Raw genomic sequence first — 19,041 nt, 5'->3', positions numbered from 1 at the left:
TTTATTTATGATCTCTGTTTCTTTTCTTCTTTATTCTTTCCTTCTTCCAAATATTCACTGATATCCTGCCGTAGCCAATCATAATGGAAGAGTCTTTTGTAGGCTACATTCTTCTTGAGCATGATTTCTACGTTCACCTGGCTGTTCTGATAACAAGTCAGTTCGTTTCTGAACTGTTCATTGTGTTCGGCCAACCGCTTGATTTCCTGTTCCCGTTCACGGCGCAATACGGTGCAGACCGGAATCAGTAGTTTCATTACCACATTATCCATCACATGGTGTCCCTGCATATACAAGTAAGTAGTTTCCGGCACCAAGCCCAGCTCTTTAAATTCAGTCCGCAATCCATTCACCTGATTGATGTTATGGGGGAATTTCCTTTTCAACTCTGCCAACTTCTGATTAACCCGTTGTTGAAGGGATTCCAAGCTCTTTTCCGGATGCCGGAGATTAATCTCGCGCAAAGAAGTATAAGTATGGAAATCGTACATGGGGAAAGTGTAAGTATCCCGTTGGCGATAGAACCATACGTTCCAGAGGAAAAGCGGATATACTATTTCAGAATACTTCTTCAGGTAGAAGTTGAAATCTAAAATGGAACGGTCATTCAACGTAGCCTGCACACATACTTCGTGAAGGCTTTCGGCAAAACAATGATAGTTTTCAATAGCATAGGTATAAGTCTGAAAAATATACCTGTTCCGGTTGATTTTACGGGAAGTATTGGTAGCTCCCTGCAACAGGAAATCATAGTCACTGTCCACACAGGCAATCAGACTTCTCCCCAATTCGGCAGTATTCAGCGTGTTCATGAGTACCATCTTTTTTCCTTTTGCCAGAGAGGTGGCCGAAGGAAGCATCACTTGGAAATAGTGTTCGTCGTCTTCAAACTCTTCAAGCAATGTGCGCCAGAAAGCGATGTCGTCATAGCTTTCTACGTAAGCGATGATACGTCGGCGGGCTTTCTTCGGATAAAGCTTATGGGCGGCATTGAAATAAGAAGAAGTCAGATTATCTCGTAGTGAAGTTGCCATTTGTTCAATTACAGGTTACGAATTACAAATTACAGTTGGGAGAATCCTTGTCGAGCTTGTGCCCTACGGTGGTAGATATATCGCTTACTTCTGTCACGGCATCCAGCCAGCCTTCCATAATGACGGCAGGCGAATGGGTAGTCAGGATAATCTGCACATTCGGATTCAGTTCACGTATCATAGCAATCAGTTTCTGCTGCCATTCTATATGAAGGGAGGCTTCCGGCTCATCCATAAACAATACACAATGGCTGTTGTCCTGCACGAGTACGGTCAACAGGATAACCAGCATTTGCTTTTCACCGGACGACAGTTTATAAGGGAATAATAGTTCGCCATCCTGATAGAAAGCGATATCGTTCCGTTTCCGGTCTATCTTTTTGCGTGTATAGCTGAACAGTTCGTCAATCATATCCTGAAAACGACGTTTAGCTACAGACAATGTGGCTGCCTTACGACGTTCTTCTTCATCAGTGCTGGAAAGCATTTCAATCATCTTATTACCAATGTTGACCTGATAATCGAGGTAACGGCGTTGCAAGAGATAGAGTTGCCAGTCCAGTTCAGACTTTACATTCTTGTCGGCCATGCGGGCTGTGAAGTCACCCATAATCAGGGGACGGTCGTAGCTTCGGATGACGTCATAAGGAATATAGGTTGCCTGGGGATTGTCGAAAAAGAGACGCACACCGTTCTTCTCGTCACTTTTCATTTCACCGGAAAGTTCTTCGAGGTATCCCACCGAACGGTTCAGAATGGTAGTCTTCCCCACTCCGTTGATGCCGGAGAGGATGTTCACATCGGGACGCAAATCCCATCCTATATTAAAGCGTTCCCATAGTCCGTGTATCTCGATACGACGGATATAATTGGCTTGTTGTTCCATAATATTCAAGTTTAATCAAGGCAAATATAAACAAATCATACGATAAAAGACTACCTTTGCAACCGTTTTCTCTATTTGATTGTTAATGATATCAGAGATATGGTAAAATAAATAGTATCAACATGGACAAAAGTAAGAACCTGTATGGTCATTTGTTTGCGCTTACAGCAAACGTTATGTGGGGATTAATGTCTCCCATCGGTAAGTCGGCTCTTCAAGAGTTTTCTCCAATTTCTGTCACTACATTCCGCATGGTGGGGGCAGCAGCCGCTTTCTGGATCCTTTCCATGTTTTGCAAACAGGAACATGTGAATCATCAAGATATGCTGAAAATCTTCTTTGCTTCACTGTTTGCGCTAGTATTCAATCAAGGAGTGTTCATCTTCGGGCTTTCTATGACTTCTCCTATTGATGCTTCTATCGTAACTACCACTCTACCGATTGTAACAATGGTTGTAGCGGCCATTTACTTGAAAGAACCTATTACCAATAAGAAAGTACTGGGGATTTTTGTAGGTGCGATGGGAGCACTTATTCTCATTATGAGTAGCCAGGCAGGAAGCAACGGAAATGGAAGCCTGATTGGTGACTTACTTTGTCTCGTTGCGCAAATCAGTTTTTCCATATACCTGACTGTATTCAAAGGATTGTCTCAACGATATTCGGCAGTAACGATTAATAAATGGATGTTCATATATGCTTCAATGTGCTATATTCCGTTCTCTTATTATGATATTTCTACGATTCAATGGACTTCTGTTTCCACTGTCGCCATTATACAGGTACTTTATGTCGTATTAGGAGGTAGTTTCCTCGCATATCTCTGCATTATGACTGCACAGAGGCTGCTCCGTCCTACGGTAGTCAGTATGTACAATTATATGCAACCGATCGTGGCTACGATTGCAGCAATCGCGATGGGTATCGGAAGTTTCGGCTGGGAGAAAGGGATTGCTATCGCACTTGTATTCCTGGGAGTATATATTGTGACTCAAAGTAAATCGAGAGCTGATCTTGAAAAAGCAGAAAAGCTTCATTAATAGTACAAGCGGGTAGAAAGACTGAAAGTTTCCTACCCGCTTATGCTAAATGTATTCTCTAAAAATCAGAACCTTATTATCATTTAAAGTCTCATTTCAAATCCTCAAAATAAGTATCGAGCAGACTTCTTGCAGCTATAAACGAAGTCAGGTTGCCTTTCAATACCTGCTGTTCTTTTTCTAAGAGCATCGCTTCAATCTTCGGATTATGATAAAAGCTGTCACGAAGTTGTTCATTGATGCTTTCATACATCCAGTATTTACTTTGTTCGTTGCGGCGATATTCAAAATAGCCGTTTTCTTTCACGAAGTCAATGTATTCGTAAATCATATCCCAGACCTCCTTCACTCCCAGGTTATAAAAACCGGAGTAAGTCAATACTTTGGGAATCCATCCGGATTCAGGCGCAGGAAACAGATGTAATGCATTACGGAATTGAGTGGCAGCCAACTTGGCACGTTCCAGATTATCTCCATCGGCCTTATTGATAACGATACCATCCGCCATCTCCATAATACCACGCTTAATCCCTTGCAGTTCATCGCCCGTACCGGACAACTGAATCAACAGGAAGAAATCAACCATCGAGTGAACAGCCGTTTCGCTCTGTCCCACTCCTACGGTCTCCACAAAAATCTTATCGAATCCGGCAGCTTCACAAAGAATAATCGTCTCACGTGTTTTGCGTGCCACTCCTCCCAAAGAACCGGCTGACGGACTAGGGCGGATAAACGATTTAGGATGCACGGAAAGCTGCTCCATACGCGTTTTATCCCCTAAGATACTGCCTTTACTACGCTCACTACTAGGGTCAATGGCCAATACCGCCAGTTTGCCCCCCTTTTCGAGCACGTGCAGACCGAATACATCTATGGATGTACTCTTTCCCGCACCGGGAACGCCGCTGATACCAATCCGGATCGAATTACCGGAAAATGGCAGACACTTCTCTATGATTTCCTGTGAGACAGCCTGATGTTCAGGCTTTACGCTTTCAACCAATGTCACAGCCTGACTCAATATGGTGACATCACCTTTTACGATACCTTCTACAAACTCTGCTACTGAAAGTTGGCGTTTCTTAGGTTTCCGCTTTAAGTAGGGATTCACAGATGAGGGTTGCTCAATGCCTTTATTGACAACAAGCCCCTTATATTCTTCACTATTTTCAGGATGTTCCATAATCATAGGATTTAGCGTTTGATATTGATTTCGACTTTCGGGCGTAACGGATCATTTGTTATCATCAGAATACGTAAATGATGCTTCTTATTACCTACGTCACGCTTACGAATAGTTACTTTGAGCTTCGTCATTCCATCCGGAGGAAGGACCGTCTTCTTCAGGCTCACTCCTACCGATGAATTGAATACCTGCAACTTACTGATGACTAACGGAGTCTTTCCGGAATTGGCTATCAATATATCATGGCTTACCTTATTCTTCTTTATCAACGGGATACTAAGATCAATATCCGTTTCCGAAATGTGCATGGCAGGAGCGTTCAAAGAATCTTTTTCCGTCATACGAGAGAAGTCGGGAAGAAGAATGGCCGAAACCGGTATTTCATTATCTTCGCTCACCTTATCACCGGAGAAACGGGAAAGGTAGACAGAAGTCTGTGTCAATCCGTAATCTTTTAGCTGGCTCGCATCCAGCGTCAGTTTGATAGTTCCCTTCTTGCCTTTCAACAAGACTTTGGGTTCTGCTTCCATTTTCAGATAAGGAGGCAGATGCATCAATACCGGTTCGTAAGGACGGTCCGAAAGATTGGCGATATCGAAGGTCAATGAAGGCTGCTGTCCGCGATAGACATCGGGGAAAGCAAACTCATCACGATCCAAACGAATATTTCCGATTGTATAAGGAAGTAGCTTTGTATAATCTTTTATTTCCTGCACTACTTCACCGGTAAACTTCAGATAGACCAAGCTCGGACTGGCATTGCTATATATTCCTATCGACTTTTCAAAATGTCCTAACGCTTTTGCGTCAAAAGAAGCTTTTACGACTCCTTTTCCTCCCGGAGCAATCGGTTCTTTGGTCCAGTCGGCCACGGCACAGGCACAAGAGGTTGTGACGTTGGTCAGTACCAATGGCTGGTTTCCCGTGTTAGTGATGGTATATTCCACTGTCACCGGACGTTTCCACTCAATTTGTCCGAAGTTATGTGTCTCTTTATTTGAAGAGATACGAGGTTGGGCAACGGCTGCCAAAGCGACAGTAAGTAAAGATAATATAGATAGTAAACTACGTTTCATGCGATATTTTTTATTTTGGTGCACAAATGTAGGGGTTTTAGATGAGTTTTTCACCACAGATTACACAGATTAACACAGATTGGGAAAAGACTTTACTTAATAGCAGTCCTTGTAAGCCCCTGTTTATAAGAAAAAAGTTCCTCACCGACGAAGGATGCCTTCCTCGGTGAGGAACACCCTCTTCATCGGTGAGGAACGCCTCGCTCGTCGGTGAGAATAAAAATCCCCTGCCGGAACTATTTAATAATAATTGTCATCGAAGCAGAATGCGAAGCGTATTCCGGTGCATAAGCACACTGCATAGTTGCCAAACCTGTTTCGTAAGTTCCTGCACGACTGACACGGTAACTATATTCCAACACGTATACACCCTTTCCTAAATGATCGAAGAAGAAATTAGTCGATGCATCTTTGATGTCTACGTAATAGCCAAGCCCGTTGTTCCAACGATAACCGGAGATACTGCCGATCGGTTCGAAACAAGCGCCCCGCTGATCTTTCAACTGTACAAAGTCCATCGGACGGTCTACGCGGATGCTCAAACGGGAAACGACTTTATCACCTACCTGAAGAACCGTTTTGGCAGTAATAGGCTGTAATTGAGGCACGTTATTCATCGTACGCTCCACATACAACTGTTTCTCAACATTCAGGTCGCCGCCCTGTTGTTTCACATCACTGACAGGAGATTCAAATTCTGCATACACAGCTCCCCAAGCAATACCCGGATTTCTCTTTTCCACTTCAATCTTGCGGGCATCCACCACATTCTTCTGTGTGAAAGAACGTTTGATATATCCCAATCCAGGAACAGTCGTTTTACTTGGACTAACAGTTTCCAGCACTTCATTAGCAATCACAATCCGTACATCTCCCTGATTGTCGAGTAAATTAGCGCCCTTCATCAGCAATGCAAATACCGCATCGGCAGTAGCTACCGGAGAATTCCACTGTTGTGTCTGCTTTTGCTTCAACAACCAAAGTTTCATTTCTTCCACTGTATCGGTATTGCCACCTGTCTGTTCCAGCGCTTCCATCACATCTACATGAGCCTGCATCTGCATTCCGCCCCATGTATATGGATTCTCGTTGAAAGCAAAGAACATTCCCTGTTCATCTGTCTTCGTCAGATGTTCTTTCAGAGAAGCGACAAATTCCTGCGCTTCCTTCTTGCGTCCGGCTTTATCAAGCACAATGGCGGCAATCGCTTTTGTATCCATCGAAGGAGAAGTCAGCAATTCTCCTACCTTAGAAAGATAATAGGTATAAGCCGCTTTATTGGCTGCGGGTACCTGCTCTCCCGAAATAGCGATGAGATACAAATATTGCAGAATACTGCCCGAAACGCCAGTAAACTTCACACCGTCTTTCTGTGCTTTCAGGATTTCCTTATACTCGTCCAAAGCTGATTGATGAAGGTAAGCGAAAGCCTTCTGTTGCAAGGAAAGAGCCGATCCGCTTAATTTCTCACCTGTCAGCATAGCCAGACGGGCATTCAGTTCGGCGATATAGGTAGTTACAGATCGACTCCCGTTCATTCCTTTATACCAGGACCATGCCCCATTTGAGTTCTGTAACTCCTGCAATCGAGTCAAAGCTGCGATATTATTACTACGGATGTTATTCAAATCAAACAAGGTGGCGATGCGCTCTTTCTGTTGCTCTTCCGTCTGTGCTTCGAGTACCCAGGGAGACTCGGACAAAATGATATTCTTCACTTCCTGATTCTTTTGCAGATTGCTCAAGAACGTTTCTTTCGTACCTCCTTGCAGTTTCCAACTTTCAAATACCGCTTTGATCTTCGGCTGACTGTTCATGATAAACGAAGCCAATGTATTGGCATAGTAGGCAGTAGCCCAGGAAATAGCGTTATTACTTGTCGGAAGACTCAATGAAGGCAATGCCTGAACGGCATACCAAGCCGGGTTTCCTGTAAATTCAACAGTTAGTTTACGATCTGTGGCTGTTTTACTTTGTTGATTGAACAGATGATCGAGTGAGAAAGTACGGGTTTCTTCTCCACGCACTGGCATTGGAAGTGTCTCCACCAAATGCTCTTTATTGCTAAGAACCGGAAGCAACTGTTGTTCTCCATCGCTGAAAGTACCACTGTCGGCAATCATCCGGCATCCCACTATTTCGTATTTATCACTAACGATAAACTGGAAGTCCACACCCATTGTCTTTCCGGCAGCAAGGCTGAATTTCTGTTTTTGTGTACTGATAACCTTCTCTGTCATCGGGTCAAAAAGGACCAGACTGACCGTTCCGGCTTGCGGCTTACCAGTCATATTAGAGATAGAAGCTGCCAGAGAAGTCTTATCACCCACACGCACAAAACGAGGGAGATTAGGAGTCAGCATAAATTCTTTGCTTGTGGTAGCTTCGCCATCCAATGTTCCCGTCAACATTCCCTTTGTATGAGAATATCCACGGAAGTTCCAACGCGTCAGACTTTCAGGCATCGTGAATGAGAAAGAGATCTCTCCCTGTTCATTGGTGCGAAGTTGAGGATAGAAGAATGCTGTTTCTGCTAAATTGGTACGCAAGTCAGCAGATGCTTCGGGAAGCATTTCGTTGTCAGATGCCTCATCCGCTTTTTCTCCCGTGGGTATCATTTCCGATTGAAATTCAACATTAGTCATGGCATCAGCAGCCATAGCCGATTTCATCTTTGGCGCATTACTCCTTAAAGTTGCAACGTCCAATGTCGAAACGCTACCTGTCACCGTCAACTTTCTCGTCAAGCCATATCCTCTCACTATTACTTCACCCAAATCTCTTCCATTATTATAATAGTCCGATAGCATCACAAAATGGTCATACTCCAGTGATGGCACTTTGAGACTCTTCGTATTCCACCAGTAGTTGAATGAATTATTGCCGGAATATCCACTCATCCAGTTAGAATATGGGACAATCTGGTTATAATAGATTTGGAAATTCTGTTGCCGATTCCATATTTTATCCAAGGAAGCATCATACATCGTTGCCAGCATTTCCGCGTTAGCAGCTTGTCCTTGCGGCGTTTTAATCGTCAGCTTCCATTCTTCCTTTTGTCCCGGACGCAATTTATCACGGAACACTTCCCACTTCATAGTCAGTGTCTTATCAGGAATCCGTTTGGTCAGCCGCACCTGTTCCTGATAAACCTGTCCGTCCCTCACCATACAGAGATTCACAAAGACACCATCCCCATAACTTTCCCGATATGGATACTCGAAACGTACAATCGTATCTGACAAATTCAACGTCTTGCTCTCCAGCAATTTATCACCGGAAAATACATTCATCATCACATAAGCATCTTTTTTCGACGTACCGAAACAGAACACGGCCGGATGGGCAGCATCAAATTCCGTATTTGCACCATAGAACCACATCGTCGTTTCTACAGGCGGACGTTTGTCCTCAACAGAGAAAAGAATCGTGTTGGTGTCAGCAGTCACTTCCTTGCCCTGATTATCTTTCACTGATGCTTTCAGCACATAAGGTCCCGATGGAAGATTCTTCCAGTCAAGCGTCATGTCTTCATTAGAAGTAAAGGTTCCCGTTGCAACCGGTTTCTCTTCCAACTGCTTAAAGTCCTTGTCTTTGGCAGGGTACAAGTAATAATTCCCCTTCACCTCCACAGGTTGTCCATTCAGGTTCTGCACTTTAAACATTGTTTCGAAGGGTTGATCCTTGCAAGTCTTATCTTGCAATTCCACCTGCAAAATCAACGAACGGTTTCCTGCCGAAATCACGTCCGTAGAAGATTGTGTTTCACCTGCCACATTGGTAACAGTGGCCTCAATGGAATAACGATAATATACCTTATCATTATTCTTATAAGAGTCACTTTCCTGCAAACGAACCGGTATCGTGAATTCTCCATTCTCATTGGCCATCACTTCACCGGAAGCAATCTGCACAGATTCCGCAAACCGCCAAAGGCTGTATGCAGAACGCTTTACCGTATATTTCACCGGAAGATCCTGAAGCAGCACACCACTATAAGATTGTACCTTACCCTTCACCTGTACCTCATCACCCAGTTTGTAACTTCCTTGTTGCTTTTCAAAAGTGATATCAAATGTCGGACGTTTATAATCTTCTACCCGAATGCCTGTATGGTCTCTTCCCGCTTTCAAAGAAAACATTCCGTTCAAACAGGCCGAAGGCAATGCGAAATCGGTGGTAAACGAACCGAACTCATTGGTACGTACCGACTTCTGCCCTACTTCCTGATTGTTTACATCCAATAAAGTCACCGTATATTCCTTGTTCGGAAGTACATTCGCCGTATCCGATTGTTGAGAATAAGCAATTCCCTTCACATACACAGTCTGTCCGGGACGATACAAAGAACGGTCGGTCAATAAAGTCATATTTTCAGTCACTTTATCTTCGTCGCCGTAATATCCGTAACTTCCTGCATAAATGCCTTGTTTCGGCATTGCCGTATCCGTCCCCTTGGAAGCTTTCAGATAGCGGTATTCGGATTTCCAGGGAAATACGACCTTACCCTCTTCGTTTGTCGTAAACTCCTGCAACACTTTTTCGTCATTACTGTACATCGTCACTTTCGCATGGGGAATAGGATACCCTGTCTGTCCATCCAGCGTCACCACTTGATACTGTTTGTCCGGCAAACGGCATGTCAGCACTTTGAAACGTGTTACATCAAACTTGCTTTCACTATCTCTCTTCGCACGAATATCCGGTATGATACGCATCACGTAAGATCCAAGTTCAGGAGCTTTGAATGTAAACACAGTGTCCTGCGTCTGATAATCTTTCGGACGAAGCACAGCGTAATGTTGTTCCTTTATCAGTTTCTTCGCCTGATAAAGACGGACAGTGAAACCATCCAGATTTTTGTGTGAGACCCTTAATTCTATCTCTTCGTTCGGAAAAGCCAAATCGGATGCATTAACATTCAAATAAGGAGCCAATATCTCTTCCCGAAGATTCTTCAAAGCATTGATTCTGCGATAGCCTGGATAAAGGCGGATTGCCTCATCGCAAAGCTGCAATGCATTGAGCTGCTGTTGTTTTCCAATAGTATACCGGGCTTCTGCCAAATAGACTTCGGCACAGATCGGTTCGGAAGCATACTTGCTTTTCAATGTGTTCAAAGCTTTCAGATAAGTATCTTCCGTCAGTACCGGAAGTTCGCCCTTAGCCTGCAGAGGTCGAATATTCCGATCAGCATTCCATCTCCATTCCAGGTAGTTAAGTGCTGTCAACACATAACCTTCTTTTAATCCGGTTGCTTTATAAGCGGGAATCATATTCCCATAAATAGCTATTATATCTTGTTTGACCGGATTCACAGTACCGTCATTAGTAATCCTGTTACTCAATTCTTCCACCCGTTGCAGTGCTTCAATGCTACGGGAAGCCAATAAATGATACATATCATGGTGATAGTATTCGCTCGTTTCCCCCAGTTCTACAAAAGGAATATAGCCGCGTGAGGACGTTTTGAGCAGCAATACAGAATCGGCCAATGCCTCCTTTATATTTGTCCGCACTTTTTCGATGAACATATTGGCTGTCCATTCACGCATATCGGTAGCAGGTGTCTGGTCTACGATTTCTGTCCGTTGGCGGAGTTGCCACTGATTGCTGGCTGCATAATCTGCATAGATTCCCGCTATCAAAGAGTGTAGGATGGCGCGATCCATTGGTTGGTCAGTCTGTTTCACCCATTGTTCCAGTCCTTTCAAATCAGCGTAAAGACTGTCGGGATTCAACATTTCCCGATATTTCATCCGCCACGTATATGCTTTGAGCATTTGTGGAGAGTTTTTCTCTTTTTCCCCTTTCTGATAAATCTCATCAGTCAGTTTTATCACAGTCTTAGGCAAGCTCTTTTTCTCCGCTTGCTCCACTTCTTTCCATAATTTGTCGAAAGTTTGTGCCTGTACCGCCGGAATCACTCCCAACCATAGCAGCACCATCATACAAATTTGCTTTACTTTCATAATCTTTCTAGTTTAAGTTTGCTATAAGTCTCACTCTTATAAATAACAAAGTAAGGAAATAAAGTTTAAAGATTTGTACTTTTTAGCTTAAAAAAAGCTTTTATCAAGCTATCAGCCCCATACCATATTGTATAAACATTAGCCTATTAATCAACTCGCTCTGGAATAAAATAAACAGATAGCTAAAAAGTAAATTTGAGAAAAGCGTAGCGATTCAACTGAAAGAGTGGTCGTTACGCTTTTGCTTTTGATGNTAAAATAAACAGATAGCTAAAAAGTAAATTTGAGAAAAGCGTAGCGATTCAACTGAAAGAGTGGTCGTTACGCTTTTGCTTTTGATGTGGAAAAGGTCGTTTGCAGACATCCAAAAGCCACACAACGCAAGAGTTCAGTTACCACATCATTACTGCCGTAATGTGTGAACTTCCAGAATAAGCATCTGTTTTTCTGCGATTTGCGTAATTTTGCGTAGCTGTTGGTAACTCACGGTAAACTAATTTTGTCACCAAAAAAGAAGTGAGTTATGCGAAGTACATTCAAGGTCTTATTCTACGTGAAGAAAGGCAGTGCAAAGCCCAACGGCAACCTGCCACTGATGTGCCGCCTTACGGTGGACGGAGAGATTAAGCAGTTCAGTTGCAAAATGGAAGTTCCACCCCATTTGTGGGATGTGAAGAACAACCGTGCTTCGGGCAAGAGTGCCGAAGCGCAGAGAATCAACCGTGCGGTTGACAAGATTCGGGTGGAGGTGAACCGCCGCTACCAAGAACTGATGCAGACAGACGGATATGTGACCGCTGCCAAACTGAAAGATGCCTATCTCGGTATCGGTATCAAGCAGGAAACCTTGCTGAAACTCTTTGAGCAGCACAATGCGGAGTTTGCAAAGAAAGTCGGACACAGCCGTGCCAAAGGAACATTCCAACGGTACATAACCGTCTGCAAGCATATTCGGGAGTTCCTGCCCCATACATACAAGCGTGAGGATATTCCCCTCAAAGAGTTAAACCTCACGTTCATCAACGACTTCGAGTATTTCCTGCGCACGGTGAAGAAATGCCGCACTAATACCATTTGGGGCTATATGATTGTGTTGAAGCACATCATTTCCATAGCGAGAAATGACGGTCGTCTGCCGTTCAATCCCTTTGCAGGGTATATCAACTCTCCCGAAAGCGTGGACAGGGGGTATATCACGAAAGAGGAGATACACACCATGATGAATACCGAGATGCCCGACAAGACCCACGAGCTTGTGAGGGACCTGTTTCTGTTTTCGGTGTTCACGGGGTTGGCATATTCCGATGTCAAGAACCTCACCACCGACAACCTGCAAACTTTCTTTGACGGTAACTTATGGATTATCACCCGAAGAAAGAAGACCAACACCGAATCGAATATCCGTCTGTTGGACGTTCCCCGAAAGATTATAGAGAAGTATAAGGGGATGGCAAAGGACAATAAGGTTTTCCCCATGCCAAGTAATACGACCTGCAACAAAAAGCTGAAAGCCATAGCCGATTTGTGCGGTATAAAGACACATTTAACATATCATGTCGCAAGACATTCGGCAGCAACTACCATACTGTTATCCAACGGAGTACCCATTGAAACCGTCAGCCGCCTGTTGGGGCATACCAACATAAAGACCACTCAAATCTACGCGAAGATAACCGCCCAAAAGATAAGTCAGGACTTGGAACTGTTGTCCGACAAGTTGGGGGATATGGAGAAAAGCATTTGCAGTGCCATTTGATAACCCATAAAGAAGAATACAGATGAAAGAGAAACGAAGCATCATCACGATGGACGGACAGGGCAACATCGCCCTGCCGACCGATACAGTCTCCATTGCCATGACCGAGTGGGAACTCTGCGAGTTGTTCGGGGTTATCGCCCCAACAATCCGAGCAGGGATAAAGGCTCTTTGTAAAAGCGGTGTTTTGAGGGAATATGAGACAAAGCATACCATCAAACTGTCGGACAAACGCAGCATGGAGGTTTACAGTCTTGAAGCCATCATCGCCCTTGCTTTCCGCATCAACACATTCGGAGCGGAACAGGTTCGCAGAGCCATACTTGAAAGACTGTACTTGCGAAAAGAAAAAACAGGCATCTTCTTTTCGCTGAACATCACTGATACGGCAAATCCGAAATACTTTGCATAGGCGTATTGCCATTCACACATACTCACGCACCCGAAGAAGCATCTGTTTTCAGCTCTGTTTCTTCGGATTTTTTGTTTTTACAGCCCCGAACAGCCCCGAAGTATTTTTTGCTGCGTTCTGCTGTGATTTGCGTATCAACTTATCCGACAGTTGATTATACTTTTGTAGCTGACATTTTTTCAAACTTAAATCATTGGAATATGGAAGCAAACAAAGTAAATGACAGCCACCGACCGCCCACAGATGGCGGCATGGCAAAGGAAGAGTTTATCCGTGTCGGCACAACGCTCTACAAGATTGTGGAGCAGCCAAGACTGAACGGAGGGTATGTAAGGAAGCGCATCGCATGGAACAACGAGACCCTGCGCCAAGACTATGGCAAGGACTACATCGGCAGCGTACCCAAGTATGACGGCTTCTGCACCGTACCCGAACACGTCAGCTATCAGCCTGTAATCGGCAAGTTCCTTAACCTCTACGAGCCGATACCCCACCAACCGCAAGAGGGTGATTTCCCCTCTGTCCGCTCATTGGTGGAACATATCTTCGGGGAGCAATACGAGTTGGGAATGGACTATCTTCAACTGCTCTACCTGCAACCCATTCAGAAGTTGCCCATCCTGCTGTTGGTGTCGGAGGAGCGCAACACAGGCAAAAGTACATTCCTCAATTTTCTGAAAGCCCTGTTTCAGAATAACGTGACATTCAACACCAACGAGGATTTCCGCAGCCAGTTCAATTCCGACTGGGCTGGGAAACTCCTTATCGTGGTGGACGAAGTATTGCTGAGCCGCCGGGAGGACAGCGAGCGGTTGAAGAACCTGAGCACGGCACTATCCTACAAGGTGGAAGCCAAAGGCAAAGACCGTGACGAAATTGCGTTCTTCGCCAAATTCGTGCTGTGTTCAAACAACGAGTACCTGCCTGTCATCATTGATGCAGGTGAAACCCGTTATTGGGTGCGCAAGATAGACCGCTTGCAGTCGGATGATACCGACTTCCTGCAAAAACTGAAAGCGGAGATACCTGCTTTTCTCCACCATTTACAGCATAGGCAGCTATCCACCGAAAAGAAAAGCCGTATGTGGTTCACGCCCTCACTACTGCATACCGAAGCCTTGCAGAAGATTATCCGCAGCAACCGCAACAGATTGGAGATAGAGATGCACGAGCTTATCCTTGACATTATGGAAAGTGTAGGCACGGACACTTTCTCTTTTGACTGCAACGATATTTTTCTTTTGTTGCGGTATTCACAGGCAAAAGTGGAGAAACATCAAGTACGCAGGGTATTGAAAGAGTGTTGGAAACTTAATCCTGCACCCAACACGCTTACCTATACCACCTATCAGTTGGACTATACCCGTGACTGTCACTATTCGCCCATGCGGAAGACAGGACGGTTCTACACCGTGACAAAATCGTTTTTGGAAACACTATGATTATTTTGATGAAATGATGAATAAGTATATAAATATATTGAAATATAGATATTTACATTCTCATCAAACATTCATCAAAAGTATCTCACTGATGAAAGGAGAAAACAGGACGGACAGACCATGCCCGACACCGTAAACGATGAATTTCTCTTTTCGTGAGTGGTTTGATGAATAAATGATGAGATGATATATAGATATAAATCAATGTGTTAAACCATATGTTCATCAAATCATCGCTTTATCAACCATCATCAAATCCGTAGGAATATACATTATGACAATACAGGAAGCAAAACAAATCAGAATAGCAGACTATCTGCAAAGTCTGGGGTACACACCCGTCAAGCGACAAGATAGCAGCCTTTGGTACAAGTCACCGCTGAGAGAGGAAGCCGAAGCCTCGTTCAAGGTAAACACCGAACTCAACCAATGGTATGACTTCGGCATCGGCAAGGGTGGCAATATCATCGCATTGGCTTCGGAACTCTACCGCTCCGACAACGTGCCGTATCTGTTGGAGTGCATCGCCAAACAGACACCGCATCTGCACACCGCCATCCATGTACCATTTTCTTTTGGTCGGCAATCCGTTTCAGAACCGATGTACCGACATCTGCAAGTTTCGGAGTTATCCTCTCCTGTACTATTATCCTATTTGCAGGAGCGAGGAATAAGCACCGAACTCGCCAAGAGGGAATGTAAGGAACTGCATTTTGAAAACAAGGGCAGACCATACTTCGCCATCGGTTTCCCGAATATGGCAGGTGGTTATGAGGTGCGCAACCGCTATTTCAAAGGTTGTGTCGCTCCAAAGGACATCACCCATATCCGACAAAGTGGAGAACAGCCGACAACCTGTTATCTTTTCGAGGGCTTCATGGATTACCTCTCGTTCCTTTCCATCCGTGTGAGGAACAATCCGCAATGCCCCCGACTGACCACGCAGGATTATATCATCTTGAACTCCGTTTCCAATCTCGCAAAGGCGGAGGGCATATTGGCTGACTATTCCCAAATCGGCTGTTTCCTTGACAACGATACGGCAGGACGGACAGCCTGTGAGCATCTGCAAGCAAGGTTCGGGGAACGCCTTTCCGACAAGTCCATACACTATAGTGAGTATAAGGACTTGAACGACTACCTGTGCGGTAAGCCCTTGTCCCAATCGGCAGAGCCGATGAAGCAGGAGAGGCAAGTCCAATCCGCAAGGCGGATGATGCAGCCACCGAAAAAGCGAGGGCTGAAGATGTAGGGAGTGAGAACGCTTGCAGCCGTGCGGATATTTACAAGCGGAAAATACCATAGCTTATTAGGGAATTTTCCGAGCCGCATTGCAAGCAACGCTGAAAATTCCCCAATAAGCCAAAGAGGTTGCACCTCTCTGGACTCTCCCAAGCCAACGGCAGAAGCCGTACAGGAGAATAATCAACCATTGTTTCACAAGCTAAAAAAGAAAGGAAAACCATATATGGGATTTGTCGTATTACATATGGAAAAGGCGCACGGTTCCGACAGCGGAACGACCGCCCACATCGAGCGTTTTATCATACCGAAGAACGCCGATCCAACTCGCACGCATCTTAACCGAAAACTCATCGACTATCCCGATGGAGTGAAAGACCGAACAGCAGCCATCCAACACCGTTTGGAAAACGCAGGGTTGACACGCAAAATCGGTAACAACCAAGTACAGGCAATCCGCATCATCGTGTCGGGAACGCATGAGGACATGGAGCGTATCGAAAAAGAAGGCAGATTGGACGAGTGGTGTGCCGACAACATGAGCTACTTTGCCTTCATGTTCGGTAAGGAGAATATTGTGGCTGCGCACCTTCATCGGGACGAGGAAACGCCACACATACACATCACCCTTGTTCCAATCGTAAAGGGGGAACGTAAGCGCAGGAAACGGGAGGAACAGACAAAGAAACGCTACCGCAAGAAGCCGACCGACACCGTAAGACTGTGTGCCGATGACATTATGACACGGCTGAAATTGAAGACCTACCAAGATACCTACGCCATTGCGATGGCAAAGTACGGATTGCAGCGTGGCATAGACGGTTCAACGGCACGGCACAAGTCCACGCAGCAGTATTATCGGGACACACAGAAACTTGTCGATAGCCTCAAAGCGGAAGTGGTAGATTTGCAGGAGCGGAAAGAAGCGGCACGGCAGGAACTCCGCCAAGCCAAGAAAGAGGTGCAGACTGAGAAACTGAAAGGCGCAGCCACGACCGCAGCGACCAACATAGCCGAGAGTGTCGGTTCTTTTTTCGGCAGCAACAAGGTCAAGACGCTGGAGAGGGAGAACAAGAATCTGCATGAGCGTGTATCAGAACTTCAAGAAGAAGCCCGACAAAGGGAACAGCAACAGGCGAAACACATACAGGAGATAACAGACGCTTACGAGCTGCGACACCGCAAATTGTCCGAGTTTACAGACTTTGTGAAACGCTACTTCCCATATGTGGAGAAGCTGATACCGACAATAAATTTCCTGCGTGAACGCTTGGGCTTCAATGACGATATTATCCGAAGATTATGCACATTCAAGGACGTTCCCATAAAAGGCAAGCTACATTCTTCCGAGTTCAACCAAGGCTTTGAAACCCAACGTGCCGTCTGCTCCATTAAAGAGGATGAAAATGGAAAGTTCGATTTCAAGATTGATGGAGTATCACATATAAGCTGGTTCAGAAAGAAGATGAACGAGTTTAGGGAAGCTATCGGAATACCGAAACCAAGACAAAACAGAGGTATGCAACTGTAAATCAAAATAAAGTCCGTGATTGTTGAATGACATATCACGGATTTTTTGTACTTTTGCACTCGGATTGAGGCAACTCTATCCAAGACATAAGAAAAAGAAGCGTTATGCTTTCTTGTAAGTCGAGAACGTAGGAAATTCAAGACACTGCACAAGGATGGCATAGTGGTTCTCACGCATATAGCGTGGGCTGCTATACTACATTCGTGCATTTAGGTTTCCTACGACCTTCGACTTAGAATGTTGCATTGGTAGTCCACGTTTCTGCATTTGAGCATCCGCTTCTTTGGGCTAAGAAGCAAAAAAGAAAACTATATGAAACAAAAAGTTCCACTATCAAAAATGAACATGACAAAAACGCTATTATCAGTTATGCTTTGTTGCTGTTGCAGCATTATGGCTTTCGGGCAGAACATGACCCAAGAAATTGAAAAGATTATCAAAGGGAAGCAAGCGTCTGTCGGGGTAGCAATTATCCATAATGACGATATAATTGCCATTGCCAACGAGGACAAATATCCCACTATGAGTGTATTCAAATTCCATATAGCAGTGACAGCTCTGAAAAAAATGGAAGCAGAGAATATTCCGCTGGACAAAATGGTGTATATCAAACAGAAAGAAATGCTGAAAAACACGTATAGCCCGTTAAGGGATAAATATCCCGACCAAGGGATTCGTATATCTTATAGGGATATAATCAAATACACAGTATCGATTAGCGACAACAACACATGCGATTGGTTAATAAGGTTTGTTGGTGGTATTGATAAAGTGGACTCCTACATAAAATCTCTTGGGATAAAGGATATGAATTTCACGGAGACAGAGGAAAGCATGCATACGGACATTATGTTATGCTACAACAATTGGAGCACACCATTAGCTATTGCGCAATTGCTCAAGAAACTTCATACAGAAAATATTTTGACAAAAGAGCATTTTGCGTTTTTAGAGACAGCCATGCTTGATTGTGTGTCTGGCAAGAACAAACTAATAGCGGGGTTGCCTACCGATATAAAATTTGGGCATAAAACGGGACGTTCTAACCGAACTGCTGATGGCATACAGATAAGCGAGGGAGATGCAGGAGTGATATATCTTCCCAACGGTGAGAAGTGCTACATTGTCGTTTTGATAAAGGATTCTCGTGAGTCTGATGATGATAACGCCAAAATAATGGCAGATATATCAAATATAGTTTATCGTCATTTGAATAAATAAAAATCCAATTGTAATGAATCAAAGTCTCTAACATATATTTGTTGGAGACTTTTTGTTAAATTTCATATCGGAAAAGTGTGCGTTTCAATAAAAAGTAATAACTTTGCAAATGAAAGAGTTATTTGACAGTATAGCACCGCAAAACGCTGAAAATAGCACAGTTGCTAACTCGTTACCACTGTTTCTCAAATACTCAGTTAAATGTTTATTCTTCAAACGGTTATATTAAACCGTTGAAAATCT

General features: G+C 44.3%; 12 protein-coding genes. 7 read left to right on the top strand and 5 right to left on the bottom strand.

The window, feature by feature from the left end:
• Positions 1-5 precede the first annotated feature (5 nt).
• Positions 6-1,034 (bottom strand): DUF4435 domain-containing protein, encoded by a 1,029-nt coding sequence (locus KQP79_RS00060; protein ID WP_004315637.1) that lies wholly within the window; start codon positions 1,032-1,034, stop codon positions 6-8.
• A 22-nt stretch (positions 1,035-1,056) separates the two neighbouring features.
• Entirely contained in the window at positions 1,057-1,920 is an 864-nt protein-coding gene (locus KQP79_RS00055) for an AAA family ATPase (protein ID WP_004315636.1), read from the bottom strand.
• Between the two features lie 122 nt (positions 1,921-2,042).
• Here KQP79_RS00055 and KQP79_RS00050 point away from each other — a divergent pair, with 122 nt between their 5' ends.
• Positions 2,043-2,960: a DMT family transporter gene (locus KQP79_RS00050; RefSeq protein WP_138343166.1), complete on the top strand. Its 918-nt coding sequence runs from the start codon at positions 2,043-2,045 to the stop codon at positions 2,958-2,960.
• A 91-nt stretch (positions 2,961-3,051) separates the two neighbouring features.
• On the opposite strand, the gene meaB is transcribed toward KQP79_RS00050, so the two are convergent.
• From meaB to KQP79_RS00035, 3 genes are all read right to left on the bottom strand, one after another.
• The gene (gene meaB / locus KQP79_RS00045; protein WP_004320987.1) at positions 3,052-4,143 is read right to left on the bottom strand and encodes a methylmalonyl Co-A mutase-associated GTPase MeaB; all 1,092 of its coding nucleotides are present in this window, start codon (positions 4,141-4,143) and stop codon (positions 3,052-3,054) included.
• A gap of 11 nt (positions 4,144-4,154) precedes the next feature.
• Positions 4,155-5,222 carry a DUF1573 domain-containing protein gene (locus KQP79_RS00040; protein WP_004301426.1) on the bottom strand — a complete coding sequence of 356 codons (1,068 nt, stop codon included), beginning with the start codon at positions 5,220-5,222 and terminating at the stop codon, positions 4,155-4,157.
• Between the two features lie 236 nt (positions 5,223-5,458).
• Complete coding sequence (locus tag KQP79_RS00035) at positions 5,459-11,194, bottom strand: alpha-2-macroglobulin family protein (RefSeq protein ID WP_004312096.1); 5,736 nt, start codon at positions 11,192-11,194, stop codon at positions 5,459-5,461.
• Between the two features lie 523 nt (positions 11,195-11,717).
• Here KQP79_RS00035 and KQP79_RS00030 point away from each other — a divergent pair.
• The 6 genes from KQP79_RS00030 (at position 11,718) to KQP79_RS00005 (ending at position 18,798) form a co-directional block, all read left to right on the top strand.
• Complete coding sequence (locus KQP79_RS00030; protein WP_048927172.1) at positions 11,718-12,950, top strand: site-specific integrase; 1,233 nt, start codon at positions 11,718-11,720, stop codon at positions 12,948-12,950.
• A 22-nt stretch (positions 12,951-12,972) separates the two neighbouring features.
• Positions 12,973-13,362 (top strand): hypothetical protein, encoded by a 390-nt coding sequence (locus KQP79_RS00025; RefSeq protein WP_048927171.1) that lies wholly within the window; start codon positions 12,973-12,975, stop codon positions 13,360-13,362.
• A gap of 200 nt (positions 13,363-13,562) precedes the next feature.
• Positions 13,563-14,804, top strand: a complete 1,242-nt coding sequence (locus KQP79_RS00020; RefSeq protein WP_054350315.1) for a primase-helicase family protein — start codon at positions 13,563-13,565, stop codon at positions 14,802-14,804.
• A 274-nt stretch (positions 14,805-15,078) separates the two neighbouring features.
• On the top strand, positions 15,079-16,056 hold the full coding sequence (locus KQP79_RS00015) for a toprim domain-containing protein (RefSeq protein WP_048927169.1): 978 nt from the start codon (positions 15,079-15,081) through the stop codon (positions 16,054-16,056).
• A gap of 216 nt (positions 16,057-16,272) precedes the next feature.
• Positions 16,273-17,577 carry a MobV family relaxase gene (gene mobV / locus KQP79_RS00010; protein ID WP_048927168.1) on the top strand — a complete coding sequence of 435 codons (1,305 nt, stop codon included), beginning with the start codon at positions 16,273-16,275 and terminating at the stop codon, positions 17,575-17,577.
• 312 nt (positions 17,578-17,889) lie between these two features.
• Positions 17,890-18,798 carry an MUN family extended-spectrum class A beta-lactamase MUN-1 gene (locus KQP79_RS00005; RefSeq protein ID WP_206340447.1) on the top strand — a complete coding sequence of 303 codons (909 nt, stop codon included), beginning with the start codon at positions 17,890-17,892 and terminating at the stop codon, positions 18,796-18,798.
• The last annotated feature ends 243 nt before the right edge of the window (positions 18,799-19,041 follow it).

This window comes from Bacteroides sp. DH3716P, assembly GCF_025914115.1.
Lineage (GTDB): Bacteria > Bacteroidota > Bacteroidia > Bacteroidales > Bacteroidaceae > Bacteroides > Bacteroides ovatus.
This window is presented reverse-complemented; position numbering and strand designations above follow the sequence as displayed.

What these genes read in the sequence shown, in the direction of transcription:
- KQP79_RS00060 (WP_004315637.1), bottom strand. Translation starts at nt 1,034, where the DNA reads ATGGCAACTTCACTACGAGATAATCTGACTTCTTCTTATTTCAATGCC.
- KQP79_RS00055 (WP_004315636.1), bottom strand. Translation starts at nt 1,920, where the DNA reads ATGGAACAACAAGCCAATTATATCCGTCGTATCGAGATACACGGACTA.
- KQP79_RS00050 (WP_138343166.1), top strand. Translation starts at nt 2,043, where the DNA reads ATGGACAAAAGTAAGAACCTGTATGGTCATTTGTTTGCGCTTACAGCA.
- meaB (WP_004320987.1), bottom strand. Translation starts at nt 4,143, where the DNA reads ATGGAACATCCTGAAAATAGTGAAGAATATAAGGGGCTTGTTGTCAAT.
- KQP79_RS00040 (WP_004301426.1), bottom strand. Translation starts at nt 5,222, where the DNA reads ATGAAACGTAGTTTACTATCTATATTATCTTTACTTACTGTCGCTTTG.
- KQP79_RS00035 (WP_004312096.1), bottom strand. Translation starts at nt 11,194, where the DNA reads ATGAAAGTAAAGCAAATTTGTATGATGGTGCTGCTATGGTTGGGAGTG.
- KQP79_RS00030 (WP_048927172.1), top strand. Translation starts at nt 11,718, where the DNA reads ATGCGAAGTACATTCAAGGTCTTATTCTACGTGAAGAAAGGCAGTGCA.
- KQP79_RS00025 (WP_048927171.1), top strand. Translation starts at nt 12,973, where the DNA reads ATGAAAGAGAAACGAAGCATCATCACGATGGACGGACAGGGCAACATC.
- KQP79_RS00020 (WP_054350315.1), top strand. Translation starts at nt 13,563, where the DNA reads ATGGAAGCAAACAAAGTAAATGACAGCCACCGACCGCCCACAGATGGC.
- KQP79_RS00015 (WP_048927169.1), top strand. Translation starts at nt 15,079, where the DNA reads ATGACAATACAGGAAGCAAAACAAATCAGAATAGCAGACTATCTGCAA.
- mobV (WP_048927168.1), top strand. Translation starts at nt 16,273, where the DNA reads ATGGGATTTGTCGTATTACATATGGAAAAGGCGCACGGTTCCGACAGC.
- KQP79_RS00005 (WP_206340447.1), top strand. Translation starts at nt 17,890, where the DNA reads ATGAAACAAAAAGTTCCACTATCAAAAATGAACATGACAAAAACGCTA.